The organism is Nostoc sp. (genome assembly GCF_036917235.1).
Taxonomy (GTDB): Bacteria; Cyanobacteriota; Cyanobacteriia; order Cyanobacteriales; family Nostocaceae; genus Nostoc.
In genome coordinates this window covers 17837-33888 of the sequence record NZ_JBALDU010000034.1, presented here as the reverse complement: position 1 = coordinate 33888, position 16052 = coordinate 17837, and the positions used below count along the sequence as shown (strand labels likewise).

8 protein-coding genes are annotated in these 16052 nt (G+C 43.2%); 6 read left to right on the top strand and 2 right to left on the bottom strand.

The annotated features are described in order from the left end of the window. Nucleotides 1-79 precede the first annotated feature (79 nt). Together ppsA and V7K44_RS11570 are read left to right on the top strand one after the other, a co-directional pair. On the top strand, nucleotides 80-2602 hold the full coding sequence (ppsA, locus tag V7K44_RS11575; RefSeq protein WP_334931521.1) for a phosphoenolpyruvate synthase: 2523 nt from the start codon (nucleotides 80-82) through the stop codon (nucleotides 2600-2602). A 326-nt stretch (nucleotides 2603-2928) separates the two neighbouring features. Beyond that, nucleotides 2929-4446 carry a dolichyl-phosphate-mannose--protein mannosyltransferase gene (locus V7K44_RS11570; protein ID WP_334931519.1) on the top strand — a complete coding sequence of 506 codons (1518 nt, stop codon included), beginning with the start codon at nucleotides 2929-2931 and terminating at the stop codon, nucleotides 4444-4446. Nucleotides 4447-4660: 214 nt separating this feature from the next. On the opposite strand, the gene V7K44_RS11565 is transcribed toward V7K44_RS11570, so the two are convergent. Continuing rightward, the gene (locus V7K44_RS11565) at nucleotides 4661-4936 is read right to left on the bottom strand and encodes a ubiquitin-like small modifier protein 1 (protein ID WP_094342283.1); all 276 of its coding nucleotides are present in this window, start codon (nucleotides 4934-4936) and stop codon (nucleotides 4661-4663) included. Nucleotides 4937-5023: 87 nt separating this feature from the next. Further along, nucleotides 5024-6334: a threonine synthase gene (gene thrC, locus V7K44_RS11560; protein ID WP_094350254.1), complete on the bottom strand. Its 1311-nt coding sequence runs from the start codon at nucleotides 6332-6334 to the stop codon at nucleotides 5024-5026. An 829-nt stretch (nucleotides 6335-7163) separates the two neighbouring features. Here thrC and V7K44_RS11555 point away from each other — a divergent pair. The 4 genes from V7K44_RS11555 (at nucleotide 7164) to V7K44_RS11540 (ending at nucleotide 16029) form a co-directional block, all read left to right on the top strand. Further along, complete coding sequence (locus tag V7K44_RS11555) at nucleotides 7164-9686, top strand: beta strand repeat-containing protein (protein ID WP_334931516.1); 2523 nt, start codon at nucleotides 7164-7166, stop codon at nucleotides 9684-9686. Nucleotides 9687-9882: 196 nt separating this feature from the next. Beyond that, on the top strand, nucleotides 9883-10446 hold the full coding sequence (locus V7K44_RS11550) for a hypothetical protein (protein ID WP_334931514.1): 564 nt from the start codon (nucleotides 9883-9885) through the stop codon (nucleotides 10444-10446). 268 nt (nucleotides 10447-10714) lie between these two features. After that, nucleotides 10715-12151, top strand: coding sequence for a hypothetical protein (locus tag V7K44_RS11545; RefSeq protein ID WP_334931689.1), 1437 nt, complete (start codon nucleotides 10715-10717; stop codon nucleotides 12149-12151). Next, nucleotides 12148-16029, top strand: coding sequence for a TonB-dependent receptor (locus V7K44_RS11540; protein ID WP_334931512.1), 3882 nt, complete (start codon nucleotides 12148-12150; stop codon nucleotides 16027-16029). The genes V7K44_RS11545 and V7K44_RS11540 overlap by 4 nt, the downstream gene beginning before the upstream one ends. Nucleotides 16030-16052: the final 23 nt, after the last annotated feature.

Below are 16052 nucleotides of genomic sequence, written 5' to 3'. Positions count from 1 at the left end.
TCAAGTTTAATATGGGAAAAATAAATATAGTAGCAGTTATGCACTTACAAATTGAGTATAAACTGAAAAGGTAATATTTATGACTACAGTATCTAAAAGCACTTTGTCTCTATCTGCCCAAGAGCGATCGCTCATCTTGTGGTTTGATGAAATTGGGATTGCTGATATCCCAGTAGTTGGTGGTAAAAATGCCTCACTAGGGGAAATGATTCAACAGCTAACACCCAAAGGCATTAACGTTCCCACAGGATTCGCCACTACTGCTTACGCTTATCGTCATTTCATTCAATCAGCGGGGTTAGAAGCAAAGCTACGCAAACTCTTTGCTGACTTGGATGTTGAAGATGTCAAAAATTTACGAGAACGTGGCAAAAAAGCGCGATCGCTATTAATCCACACACCATTTCCTGTAGAATTGCGCGAGGCGATCGCCACAGCATACCATAGTCTCTGCGAACAATACCATGCAGACACAGATGTGGCAGTCCGTTCCAGTGCCACTGCTGAAGACCTTCCCGATGCTAGTTTTGCTGGACAGCAGGAAACTTACCTCAATGTTGTCGGTGTCGAAGGAGTTTTAGCAGCTTGTCATAAATGCTTTGCGTCTCTATTTACCGATCGCGCTATTTCTTATCGCCACGCCAAGGGATTTGACCACTTTAGCATTGCTCTGGCTGTGGGTGTGCAAAAAATGGTGCGCTCTGACTTAGCAACCTCTGGGGTGATGTTCTCTATTGATACAGAAACAGGCTTTAAGGATGCAGCACTAATTACAGCCGCCTACGGTTTAGGTGAAAACGTTGTCCAAGGATCTGTAAATCCCGATGAATATTATGTTTTTAAACCAACTTTAAAAGCTGGTTTCCGCCCAATTATTGATAAAAAATTGGGCAGCAAAGAACTGAAAATGATTTATGATGACGGCTCAAAATTTACGAAAAATGTTTCGGTTTCACCCAGTGAAAGAGGTAAATTCGCTCTAAGTGATGAAGAGATTTTACAACTAGCAAGTTGGGCGTGTTTAATTGAAGACCATTATTCCCAAGTCCACGGCATTTTCACTCCAATGGATATCGAGTGGGCAAAAGATGGGATTACTAACCAACTTTTTATTGTGCAAGCGCGCCCCGAAACCGTCCAGTCACAGAAGACGGGAAATGTGTTGCGGAGTTATCGTTTGTTATTGGGGAATAGGGAATGGGGAACTTGTACTGAGCGCAGTCGAAGTATAGGGAATGGGGAAAATTCCCACTCCTCACTCCCTGATTCCCAATCCTTAATCCCTCTGGTTACAGGAAGTGCAATTGGGGAAGCAATTAGTCAGGGAAAAGCACGCCTAATTTTAGATGTTCAGAAACTAGAACAGTTCCAAGCTGGGGAAGTTTTAGTGACAGAGAGAACCGATCCCGATTGGGAACCAATTATGAAACGCGCCAGTGCAATTGTCACCAATTCTGGAGGCCGCACGTGTCATGCAGCAATTATTGCGCGAGAATTGGGTGTACCTGCGATCGTGGGATGCGGCAATGCTACGGACATCTTGAAACCTGGTCAAGAGGTAACAATTTCTTGCGCTGAAGGTGAAGAAGGAAAAGTTTATCCAGGCTTATTACCTTTTGAAGTTAAAGAAGTTCCTTTAGAGAACTTACCCCGCACCCGCACTAAAATTTTAATGAATGTGGGTAATCCCCAAGAAGCATTGAGTTTATCGGCAATTCCCAACGATGGTGTAGGTTTAGCGCGGACAGAATTTATCATTGCTAACCAAATTCAAATTCATCCAATGGCCTTGATTCACTATGACTCGTTAAAAGATGAATTTGTCAAAGCTAAAATTGCTGATATTACCGCACTTTACGACGATAAAACCCAATATTTTGTCGATAAATTAGCTCAAGGCATTGGTAGAATTGCCGCAGCATTTTATCCCAAATCAGTAATAGTCCGAACCTCAGATTTCAAAAGTAATGAATATGCCAATTTATTAGGTGGACGACAGTTTGAACCCCATGAAGAAAACCCAATGTTAGGTTGGCGAGGGGCGGCGCGTTACTATGATGAAGGCTACAGAGAAGCTTTTGCCTTAGAATGTCATGCCCTCAAACGGGTACGGGAAGAAATGGGTTTGACGAATGTCATCCCAATGATTCCTTTTTGCCGCACTCCTGACGAGGGGCGTTTGGTTTTAGCAGAGATGGCAAAAAATGGTTTAAAGCAAGGTGTTAACGGCTTGCAGGTTTATGTGATGTGTGAGTTGCCCAGTAATGTGATTCTGGCTGAGGAATTTGCTGAGGTATTTGATGGCTTCTCCATTGGTTCTAATGATTTAACTCAATTGACACTAGGGATAGACAGGGATTCAGCGTTAGTAGCGCGATTATTTGATGAACGCAGTCCAGCTGTTAAGCGAATGGTAAAAATGGTCATAGAAACAGCGAAAAAATGCGATCGCAAAATCGGCATTTGTGGGCAAGCACCCAGCGACTATCCAGAATTTGCCCAGTTTTTGGTGGAACAGGGAATTGACTCGATTAGTCTAAATCCTGATTCGGTTTTAAAGACAATGCTAGAAGTGGCAAAAGTCGAGAGTGCTGAGTCTTGATTGCAGTGGGTTTTGTTGTGTTAAATCGAGCGGTCGCACCCACGCAACAATGGTAATGGATCTTGGGCAATTGTCGAAAAGGAAACTACAACAATTGTGGAAACTATCTTTCTTAAACAATTGCCCGAAAAAGATGGTTTACCCACTCAAGATTATGAGGTAGGCTGGCACTTGTGGCGAGCTTCTCCTGTTCAAAATGTACCTGAAGAGTAGAGGGGGTGAGGGAGACAACGGAGACAAGGGGGCCTAATGACAAATGACTAATGACCAATGACTAATGACTAATGACCAATGACTAATGACTAATGACCAATGACTAATGACTAATGAATAAAAAGTGGTTCCGAATTGGGATGGTGAGTGTATTTATTCTCTCACTTGCCTTACGGTTTTGGGGACTGGAGCGATTCAACACTCTGGTCTTTGATGAAGTTTACTTTGCCAAATTTGGTAATAATTATCTTACGCATACCCCATTTTTTAATGCTCATCCGCCGCTAAGTCAATATATGATTGGCATCGGCATTTGGATTGGCAGCCACATTCCTTTTTGGCACGATACCGTGAATGGGCTGACAGGTTCATTGCGATCGCCTTGGACTTATCGTTGGTTAAATGCCCTCACAGGCTCATTTATTCCTGTAGTTGTGGCTGCGATCGCTTATCAGTTAAGTTATCGTCGTACCTTTGCAATACTTGCAGGATTATTCACAGCTTGTGATGGTATTTTTTTAGTTGAGTCTCGGTATGCTCTAAGTAATATTTATATCGTCATTTTTGGTTTATTAGGGCACTGGTTTTTATTATTGGCATTAGATAACCAAAATCGGCGACGTTCTTTTTGGTTAGTTTTTGCTGGCATTGGTTTTGGTGCCTCAGTCGGTACTAAGTGGAATGGTTTATGGTTCCTATCAGGTGCTTATCTCATTTGGGTAGCAGCTTGGATAATTCATTTGATACATTCTTTTCCTAACTCCAAACTCTTTTTTAGATCCCCCGCATTAGAGGAGGCAGAAGACAGAAGGCAGGAGGCAGGAGTTAGTACTTATTCTCTCTCATCTCTTTCATCTCAGACACCACTACAAAATTTAACTCAGCTAAATATTTTTCAGATGCTGTTTTATCTAGGAATTATCCCAGCTTTTATCTATAGCATCATCTGGATTCCTCACCTTCAACTAGATAAAACTTATGGATTTATTGCAGTACATCAGCAAATTTTAAAGTTTCATTTACATCTAGGTGGTAATAGTCCTAACGTGCATCCTTATTGTGCTGCCTGGTACAAATGGCCGTTGATGACTCGACCAATGGCATATTATTATCAAACTGCTGAAAGTATCACTGAACCGTTACCTGTGATGGGGCCACCTTTACCTGCTGGTGCTGGACAAGTTATCTATGATGTTCATGCAATGGGCAATCCATTTTTGTGGTGGTTTGGTATCGCTGCCATGTTGTTTTTAGTAGGAATGCTGGTATCACAAGCGGTAATTCCTTGGCTGAAAGAAAAGCGTTTTTCTATACCTGCAACTCTTAGTGTTGATACTTGGATTGCTTTGTATTTAGTCATAAATTATGCTGCTAACTTATTACCTTGGGTGAAAGTTACAAGGTGCGCTTTTATCTACCACTATATGTGTGCAGTGGTGTTTGTATTTTTAGCGATCGCTTGGTTTGTCGATCGGTGTCTTTACAGTTATTATCAACAACTCCGGGCGCTAGGTGTCACCATTACTTTTATTATTCTGGCTGCTTTTATTTTCTGGATGCCCATTTATTTGGGTTTACCCCTCTCTCCTGATGGTTACAAGTTGCGAATGTGGTTCAACTCTTGGATTTGATTAAAATTTTCTCAACGTCTTGTGGGGTGGGCATCTTGCCCGCCCTGATTATGCAACTTTAATGCTGATTAGCTTACCAACACATATCTCCTTTGTAATGATTTTGAAGGTGAGGGCATACCAATACTGAATTTGAAACCAATAAAAATAAGCCTGCCATTCGCGGCAAGCCTAAATGTATTTATTTGCTAAATCTAGGTAGATGTTTTCAAGATTAACCACCAGCAACAGCAGGAACAATACTGACTTCATCGCCATCTTTCAAGGCTGTGTTAATACCATCTAAATAACGGATATCTTCACTATCGACGTAAAAATTTACAAATCGACGTAGCTTGCCTTCTTCATCGCACAACCGAGATTTAATACCAGGAAAGCTTTGTTCTAAGGAGTCCAACAATTCAGCAATGGTGCTACCGTTGGATTCTAGACTAGCTTGATTATTAGTCAAATTCTGAAGAGTTGTAGGAACTAAAACTGTTACAGCCATAGAAGTACAAAGTGAAGAGTTAAAAGTGAGGAATACAATTAAGAGTTAGGAGTCATGAATAAAAAACTCATAACTCATAACTCCTAACTAAACGAGGACTTGTTGCCATTCCAAGCGATCCAGAGTACGCGATCGCTCTAGCGCACGTTCAAAACTATCGAGTTTCGCATCAATAGTCAAGGGTTCGCCAACGTAGCCTTGGATTGCTTCTTGGGTTTTCAAACCATTGCCTGTAATGTAAATCACCGTAGTTTCATCTGGATCGATTTTGCCAGCTTCTACCAGTTTTTTCAGCACGGCCACGGTTGTACCACCAGCCGTTTCTGTGAAGATGCCTTCGGTTTCTGCCAGCAACTTGATGCCATCAATAATTTCGGCATCATTGACTGATTCAATGTTACCACCAGTCTTCTGAGCTAGCTCCACAGCATAAATACCGTCTGCTGGATTGCCTATTGCTAGCGATTTCGCAATTGTATTCGGTTTCACTGGCTTAATAAAGTCGCGTCCTTCTTTGAAAGCTTGGGCGATGGGCGAACAACCTTCAGCTTGAGCGCCACTGAAACGGACGCTCTTGTTTTCTACTAAACCAACTTCGATAAATTCTTGGAACCCTTTATAAATTTTTGTAAAGAGCGAACCAGATGCTAAAGGAGCAACAACATGATCGGGTAGTTCCCAGCCTAGTTGTTCTGCGACTTCAAAACCTAGCGTCTTAGAACCTTCAGAGTAATAAGGACGCAGATTAATATTGACAAAACCCCAGCCATGTGTATTAGCAACTTCCGAACAGAGACGATTGACTTGATCGTAGTTGCCTTTGACGGCCATGAGGGTAGGACTGTAAATCAAGCTACCGAGAATTTTACCGGCTTCTAAATCTGCGGGGATGAACACACAGCAGTCTAAACCTGCATGAGCTGCGATCGCTGCTGTTGAATTTGCCAAATTACCAGTGCTAGCGCAAGAAACAGTAGTGAAACCTAACTCCCGCGCTCTGGATAGAGCGACTGACACCACCCGATCCTTAAAGCTCAGGGTGGGCATATTCACGGCATCATTTTTTATATAAAGCTTATTTAGACCCAGGCGACGGGCAAGACGGTGGGAACGAACTAGGGGAGTCATACCAGTTCCCACATCTATTACATTGTCAGTTGCGACAGGCAAAAAGGGGCGGTAGCGCCAAATTGAATTCGGCCCAGCTTGAATTGTTTCACGAGTGACAGTCAGACGTAGGGCGTTGTAGTCATATTTAACTTCTAACGGGCCAAAACATAATTCACAAACATTACTGGCTTTGAGTTCATATTCCGCACCACATTCCTTACACTTCAAGGCTTGAAAGTAGGCAGTGCTGGTTTGGGTTTGGGTTTGGGTTTTGATTGCCTGAGTCATAAACTAGCTTTCCCTGTTTGTCTGTCACTTGTCGCCTGATACTAACACGAGCAAAAATACCAGTCAAACATACCCGACTAAAAATGTCGGGTATGTTTAGTATTGAGAGGAATGATTCTTGTAAAACTTTAATACTAGTAATCTCTGTTTTTAGTATTTACACGTGTATCTTTAATGTTACGAAAAAATAAAATAGCTTCCTTTCTTCAGCATTAACACGGTAAATTGATATGAAAAAATCGCATTTTTTTATGATAAAACTGCATTTTTTGGAATTGCCATCCTATTTAAGCGATCTAGATCGCTTAGTTAACTTTCAATTTTTTTGATCTAAATGACTCTATAGAGCAGTATATATTTCTGACAACAAAGACTCAAAAACATTTGATTATATAAGTTTTAGTGTTTTTAGCGTCTTCTTAAACCACTAAAATTGCTATGTGTGTTGCCAAAATAAAGTTAATTTTCCAGCTTTGATGCACTCATTCACAGCTATAGAAGTTACTTATTTATACGGAAGATTTTTTTTGCTTTAAAAGCTACATTACTATTTACATCTATAACTAAGCAAAATACAGTAATAAATTACACATATTTGCGATTGCCAGCTTTGATTCTCAAGGGTAAGCGTAAAACAACTAGACAAGTTATTTCTGGTTATTGTCTCAATATAATTTCCAAGGAGTGTCAATAATTTAACTCCTTAAATATGCATTCCCAAAACTTCAACGTTTTGGGCAGCCATAAATCGGTAATTCCTTAAAAGGAATTGCCGAACTTTATCCTGTCTCAAAATCTGAGATACAAGTTCAGCAAACAAACTACTTCTATGGTAAATCGAAATCAATCTGTAAATAAGCAGCATAAACTTTACCAATTTCTAGTAGCAACAGCATTATTAACTGGTAGCCTTTTCCAATTTCTCGCACCCGTATTAGCTGACGGAACGACTGCGGGTACATCTATCAGTAACACTGCAACAGCAACCTACGAAGATCCTAACAGTCCAGGGACAACTATAAATGCCACTTCTAACACTGTCGTTGTCACTGTAGCAGAGGTTGCTGGAATTACCGTCACAGCTTCTGGAGTTACAGATAACAATGGCGGTAATGTTGCAGTTGGCGACTTACTAATCTACACCTACACCTTGACCAACGTAGGTAATGACCCCACCAAATTCCATATTCCCAACCAAGCGACAACAACTGGGCCGGGTACAGTTTCTGGTACATTGCCAAATGGTGGTACAGTTAATAGCCTGCAATATAGCACTGATGGTGGTCAAACTTGGATAAACGTCCCTCAAGGTGGCGTAGACACACCTTCTGTTCCGGTTAACGGTAGTGTATTGGTGCGTGTGCCAGTAACTGTACAAGCTGGCGCTCAAACCAATGATGTCATAACCGTTACTCTTGGTAATACTCCTGGTGATGCTCAAAACCAACTGCGGAGTCCTGATGGTGGTGACATATTCACCGTAGATAACCCCGATGGTAGTGCTGGTGAGGTATCTGGCGCGCCAGTTAATGGTACACGGGAAGCTAGCGCCACCGAGCAAATTAAGGTTGGTTTAACGGTGAAGACCTATGCTTTAGCCACCATTCTGAAGATTCGCAGTGGCTATAACAATGCTGGCACAACTACGATTACAGATGATAAATTGACCTACGATTTGAGTTTGCGAGTTGAGTCCAACGATCCCACAGGACAGGGAATTACACCATCAGCTTTGACGGGTACAAGCATCAATGTTAATGGTATTGCTGGCACTTATATCTTGGTTTCTGATGCGATTCCTGCGGGTACAGATTTAGCAGTAGCACCAACTGCACCTCCTGGTTGGCAAACTGTCTATACCACTAATCCAGTTACAACTAATGCTAATACAGCTAGTTGGACTACAACAGCACCAGCCTTGGCCTCAGTCACTCGCGTTGGTTTTATCAATAATCCAGCGACTATTACTTCCATTGCTCCTGGTACAACGGTAAATGGCTTCTCGATTCAGCTAGCTGTTGAATCAACTGCATCTTCACCCTTAACCGTTGCTAATATCGCTCAATTGTTTGGTCAAACACCCAGTAGCAATCTCCCAGTATACGACGACTCCGGCGACCAAAACCCCAGCAACTATGACGGTTCCCCAGGTAGTATGACACCTCCTACGGGTACAGATACCAATGGTGATGGTATTCCCGATACTCTACCGCCTGGCAATGTTGATGATGGTTATATAAGCACTCCAGCATCTCCAGAAACTGGAACTGACACAGGTAATAACAACAGTGGTACTGGTACAGGTGGTGAGGCGAACGTCTTCACGGTGCAAGCGCCTATTGCTTCAGCGTTACTCAACGGGCCGCAAAATGCCCCGGATGCTACTGGGCCATCAGGTTTAACCAATGATGACTTCACTAATAAATCTTCCCTTGTTCCTGCTGGTACAGCACCTGGTAGTACACTCGATCCACAATCAGTTGGCTTCACCAATACAGTTAAGAACAGTGGTACTGACTCAGGTGTCTTGAAGATAGAGCCAACGCCACCAGCAATTCCAGGAGATTTACCGAATGGTACGAAGGTAACTATTACCTACGGTAGTCAGTCTGCTGTCTATACCTATAATAATGGAGCATTTACAACACCTGGTGCAGCAATTACAATCCCCAACGTTGCTCCTGGTGCAAGTATCAACTATGGTGTGGAAGTTGATTTACCTCCAGGCACGCAGTTATCTACTGATATTAACAGAGGTTTTCCAGTACCCATAATTGCTTCTATTGACAACTATACGACGGATACCAACGCTGATGGAATCAAGGATAGTGGGAATGATAATACCTTTGATTCAACCAACATCACCATAGATCGCGTGTATACTGGCTTCCTGAAACTGCTGAAAGTGTCGCGAGTTTTACAAGGAACTGGGCCTGTAGTCCAGGGGAATGATGGCACATTCAGTATCGATCCGAAGAAGCCTGCACCAGGAAACATTATTGAGTACCAAATTCAATACACAAATATTTCCGATCCTCAATCTGGAACCGGGAATGTGATTTTGAATGCTAACAAAGTTGTGATTACTGAAGATGGTACGCAAAGCCCCAATAACTGGGCATTAGATAACGATGCTAGCGGTCAAATTGATACTAGCAACATTGTTGGTTCAGCTAAGGATTCCGGGAGTGCAACCATCCAATTCTTTAGTGGTAATCCAGCTACTAACTCTGGCATCGACCAAACTGGAACTACGGCAAATACTGATGTTGCTAAGTATGTGGATACTGTCACTGGCGCGATCGCACCGGGTATTCAAAGAACATTTACCTTCCAACGCAAGGTGAACTAATTCATTGGGATTGGGGACTTTGTTTTGAAGTTCGCAGACTCGCTGCCGTAGCCTTTGGTAGAAAAGAGTCTGCGAACCATTTGACCTTATCCCCAACCCCAAATAGCAAGCAAATAGGGGAGTGACTTTTTCTTAGCAAAAGCTGGGAAAGATAAGTCAACAATTAACATTCTGGAAGTTTTTTGAGGTTATTTATATGAAGCGTGTTTCTCTTGCAGGTTTAGGAGCATTCGCTCTCATTGCTACAGTTCCATTTGTTGGTCAAATTCCGGGAATCGCAAATGTATGGCATTCAGAAAGTGCTGTTGCTCAGAATATCAAAACTCAAGGGCAAATTCAATTGCGTTTAGAAGCAGAAAAGCAAGTGGTGGCAAAGGATCAACAGGGCAAGCAAAGTCAGAAATGGGAACCTTTAAAAGGTCAAGTTGTGGTGCGACCAGGAGATGTATTGCGATATACCTTGAGTGGCGAAAATCAGAGCGATCGCCCAGTGAAGAATTTGATTTTTAATCAACCTATTCCCAAAGGAATGGTCTACGTGCTGAATTCTACTAATGTCGCCAACAATACCAATGTTGTGTACAGCATTGATGGCGGGCGTAGCTTCGTCGAAAATCCTACGGTTAAAGTTACCCTTCCTGGCGGCAAAGTGGAAACAAAACCAGCCCCAGCTATTGCTTACACTCATATCCGTTTGCAGATTCCATCACTTGCAGCGAAGACAACAGTCAAGGCAACTTATCAAACCCAAGTGCGCTGATTGACACGCCGCCTTGCTGACTCGAAAAAGAGCTGCAATCAAGAATATTTTCAGATTCCACTGGAAACGAGATTTTAAAAGAGTTTTAGCTTAATTGGGTTTCCCCAAATAAATAAGTGCTTTTATTAACAACAAGCTTGACATTTCAGAGGAGATGTGGTAAGTGAACCGTCCTCCAAACCAAAAGCAAATTACTTCTAGCAGTAGCTGGTGGCGACGGTTAACAGCTACTGTTCTTCTGGGAAGTTTTTTGCATACTACTATATCTATGCCAGCGATCGCGCAACAGACTAACAATCTGGTTGCGTCTTTGCCATTAATAAATCAAGCTACTTATACTTATACAGATTCTGTTAGTAATTATCAATATCAAGGAAGTTCTGAGCAAATCAATGTTAGTCCTATCCCCTTACTCGATCCATTAGGACGGATTTTAGGTTGCGCTGGGACAATTTTACCTGACTATACAGGTTTTTCAGTTGGGGTATACGAACCCAACTCTAGCGATCCAACGGGGACAGAGTTGGGCAGTTTGGTTGCTTTGACTCGAACAGAGTTACCAGATATTCCTAATAACAACGTTCCTGGTGGAAAATCGCCAAATATCGAGAATAGTAACCCCTACTTCGTTACGAATAACCCTGCGGGTGTCTACAATTTCCTACTCGATCCGAATAAGGGTCAAACTGCTCCAGGTAGAACCTACATTTTTGTAGTTAATCCACCACCAAATTCTATCTATAAACAGCGGCGGGTCAAGATTGAAATCCTTGCTAACACTGGAACACAAGGTAATGGTGTCGTGCGATATGTGGCCAGTTCTCTAGATGGTCAACCAATCAGTCTTACAGGTGAAACCAGAGTAGAGCAAACAGTTGTTTTAGTTCCCAATGCAGAAACGGTGGGACTGGATTTATTAGCCTTTGAATTCACTACAAATTTGTGTCAAGCCAATCAGTTACAGATTATTAAAACAGGCGATCGCGCTACTGCTGAACCTGGAGATACAGTAATCTATCGCCTGTCGGTAAAAAATCTCGCTGATGCTGGTTTGAGTAATATATTTGTCACCGACAACCTACCTTTAGGATTCCAGTTTTTACCAAAATCTGTGCAGGGAGAGTTGGATGGTCAACCAGTCGCGATCGCTTCAGAACGAAATGGTAACACAGTCACATTCCGCACAGACGTAACAATTTCCCCAGAGAAAGTCTTGAATATTGCCTACGCTGCTCAATTAACAGCCGATGCACTGCGTGGTACTGGTCGTAACACTGCGATCGTTAATGCTCAACGAGCTGATAACCGTTTTAGTACTAAGGATGGCCCTGCAACACACCAATTGAAAATTCGTCCAGGAATCGTTTCTGACTGTGGCACGATTATCGGTCGGGTGTTTGTTGATAAAAACTTTGACGGTGAACAACAACGTGGTGAACCTGGAGTACCCAATGCGGTGATTTTTCTGGAGGACGGAAACCGCATCACTACAGATCCTAATGGTTTGTTCTCTCTAGCTAATGCCTTACCTGGATACCACACAGGTGTACTAGACCTCAGCAGTGTAGGGGGTTACACCCTAGCTCATAACGAAAAATTCCGCGAACGAAATAGCCAATCTCGCTTGGTGCATTTAGAGCCTGGTGGCTTAGTACGCATGAACTTCGCTGTAACCCCAACATTTCAGGAGCCAGTCAAGAAATGAAACCCAGACTGCACTGTATAACTACATTTAACCTGAAATTGATGGGGGCGATGCCAGTAGCTCTCTGCCTTATTTTGTACCCGACAATTGTCAAAGCAGAAATCACTAGTGAAAATCTCCTTTTCCCTGATTCACCTTCGCAAGCAGATAAGGGTATTAAAGATCCTGACTTTTCACCAGTTCTGGAAAACCTTTCTCCTAGAATGGGAGAGGGTTTGAATTCTCCACCTCTCGAATTTGCCTCAACTTCTTCAGCATCGGCTCCTGAAATTCCAGATGTCCAGCCAAGTGAAACAGAAATACAACCATTTCAACCAGAAACTTCTGTAGATTTGCCCAGAGACTTAGGCAAAATAACAGGAATAAAGAACAAGAACGACGAACGGAAAAATACTGAAATACTATTTCATGCTTCTCCAACAGAAATACAACCATTTCAGCCAGCCACTTCTGTCGGTTTGCCTAGAGGATTACGCAAAATTGCAGGAGTAGAGGACGCGGCGACAAAGGGACAAGGGGTGAATGAAAATCTTCCCGTTTCCCCCACTGTCCCTATCTCTACAGCAATTAAAATCCTGACTCCAACGGCTGACAGTGTTGTAGATGTACAAGCTAGCACGGTGATTGTGCAGTTTCCCGCTGGTAGTCAAGTGGAATTGCGAGTAAATGGGGCGTTGGTAGACCCTTCTTTAGTGGGACGGACGGAAACTGATGCTACCACCAACTTGGTAACGCAGACATGGTATGGTGTATCGTTAAAAGAAGGTGCAAACACCATCTCTGCACAAGGTGTTGGAGGAACAGAACCCCCTGTAACAGTGCAAGTTGCAGTACGGGGAGCGCCGCAGCAATTAACTGTAGAAACAGTTGAGTCTCGTATCCCGGCAGATGGGCGTTCTACGGCTACAATCCGGGGTCAACTTATCGATGCAAGTGGCAATCGCTCGAATCGTGATGCTGTTGTCACCCTCATACCCACTGCTGGGGAGTTGGTCGGGAAAGACTTCAAGCCTGATGAACCGGGATTTCAAGTGGAGGCGAAGGCGGGGCAATTTACAGCGACGTTACGATCGCAGCTAAAAGCCGAAACTGTCACAATTCGTGCGATCGCTAATGATTTAGAAGCTTTCACTCAACTACAATTTGAAACAGCATTGCGTCCGAGTTTAGTTACTGGAGTCATAGATTTACGTTTGGGGGCTAGAGGTACAAATTATTACGGCAGTTTTCGTGATTTCCTCCCTCCTGACAAAAACAACGGAACGCAATTAGATTTCCATTCAGCGATATTTGCCACTGGTGCGATCGGAGAATGGTTGTTTACAGGTGCATACAACAGTTCTCGTAGCCTCAATGAAGATTGCAACTGCGATAATCGTTTGTTTAGAACTTACCAATTCAGCGAGCAAAACTATCCTGTCTACGGCGATAGCTCAAAAGTTGATGTGGTTGCTCCTTCCATTGACAGCGTATTTCTGCGTTTTGAGCGTTCAGGTCGTACCCCTGGCTCCGATCCTGATTATGCTATGTGGGGTGACTATAACACAGAAGAATTTGCGCGGCGATCGCAGCAGTTTACTTCTATCACTCGTCAACTCCACGGTTTTAAAGCTAACTACAATTTAGGAAACCTCCAAATTACAGGTTTCTATGGCGACCACTTAGAAGGGTTTCAACGGGATACGATTGCTCCCGATGGTACTAGTGGTTATTACTTCCTCTCTCGCAGACTATTACAAGCAGGTAGTGAAAATGTCTTTATCGAATTAGAAGAACTCAATCGTCCTGGAACTGTATTAGAACGCAAACAGCTTAACCGAGGCCCAGACTACGAAATCGACTACGATCGCGGTACTTTATTATTCCGCGAACCTATTCTTCGCACCGATATCGATCAAACCGGACAAGTGTTGGTACGTCGGATTGTTGTTAGCTATCAATTTGACAGCGAAGACTCTGACGGGAGCATCTATGCTGGTCGTTTGCAATATAGTCTTTCCCGCAAACTTAACCAGGAAAGTTGGATAGGAGCAACTTACGTTCAAGAAAATCACGGGGTGCGCGACTTTCAACTTTACGGTGCAGATGCGCTGATTGCTTTAGGTGACAACGGTAAGTTAATCGCAGAATATGCCCATTCCACGAATGATTCTGATGTTGTGGGAAAGGTCAGAGGTGATGCCTACCGTTTAGAAGTTGAAGGAAAAATTGCTAATGGGATTCAAGGTCGTGCCTATTATCGCTTTGCTGATACGGGTTTTGCCAATAATGCCACTATCAGCTTTGTCCCAGGACAAACCCGTTATGGAGCGCAGGTTACAGCTAAACTCACCTCAACTACCAACGTCAGAGCGCAATACGACCACGAAGACAATTTTGGGATTGCTCCCCAACCCCTAGATACCTTTGAAGAACTGTTTGCACCGCGTTATGAGGCGATACCTGGGAGCAAAGTTGATAATTCACTGACGACGATTTCCGCTGGGATTCAACAACGTTTGGGTAAAGCTACTCTGGATGTGGATTGGATTCATCGTCGTCGGGAAGACAGAATTCTCGACAGTGCTTTGAGTAGTAATTCTAATCAATTGCGATCGCGTTTTTCAGTTCCTCTAGCTAAAAACCTGACTTTCCAAGCCCAAAATGAACTCAGCTTATCTTCCCAAAAAGATACTGTTTACCCAGACCGTACCATTTTGGGGTTGAATTGGGCGGTAATTCCTGGTGTCAATGTCAGTTTAGCCCAACAGTATTACAGTAGCGGTCAATATTCGGGTAATTCCATCACCAGCTTGAGTGTCAACGGCGAACACAAACTCGGTTCGGATACTACCTTGACTGGTCGTTACTCAATTTTGGGTGGTGCTAACGAAATGACTACTCAAGGAGCAATTGGTATAAATAACCGCTGGACTATTGCTTCGGGATTGCGACTGAATGTTGCTTACGAACACGTATTTGGCAACTTCTTCGGACGCACGGCAGCAGGTCAACAATATGCCCAACCTTACGCCTTTGGTCAATCAGCATCTGCAATCGGATTTGATGGTGGCGATAGCTACAGTGTGGGTCTGGAATACAGTGATAATCCGCAGTTTCAAGCTAGCGCCCGTTACGAACATCGTTCTTCTTCTGGAGGTAGTAATACAGTAATTACCGCAGGTGCGGCGGGTAAAATTTCTCCGGCTCTTACCGCTTTAGTACGTTATCAACAAGCAGGTTCTTCCAATCAAAAGCTTTCAGACTTGGGAGATACTGCTAACCTAAAACTGGGTTTAGCCTACCGCGATCCCAATAGTGATAAATTTAATGCTTTATTGCGTTATGAATATCGCAAAAATCCATCAACCATCCCTGACACCATCCTGTTAGGAAGTGGTACGGGTTCTCAAGACCATACCTTTGCTTTAGAGGCGATTTACGCTCCTAACTGGCAATGGGAATTCTACGGGAAGTATGCGTTGCGTAACAGTACATCTTACATAGCTAACGATTTAGCGGGTACTAGCACAGTAAATTTGGCCCAAGTACGCGCTACTTATCGTTTGGGATATAGCTGGGATTTGGTGGGTGAAGCTCGTGTAATTAGTCAGTCTAGCTACAGTGAGACAGGCTTTGTTGTTGAAACAGGTTATTACCTCACGCCTAACCTGCGCGTTTCGGCTGGTTACGTCTTTGGTAAAGTTGATGACCGAGATTTCTCAGGAACACGTTCCGCAGGTGGTGCGTATTTAGGGTTTACGGTTAAGCTCAACGAATTGTTTGACGGCTTTGGACAACAAAAACCTGTAGCGCGCCAGCCACAAGAATCGGCGATGAAAACTTTGGTGGGTAAACTCAAGGCTGCAATGAGGGGGATGCAAAGGCGTGAAATATAAAAGGGTTATTTGATGTAGAGATG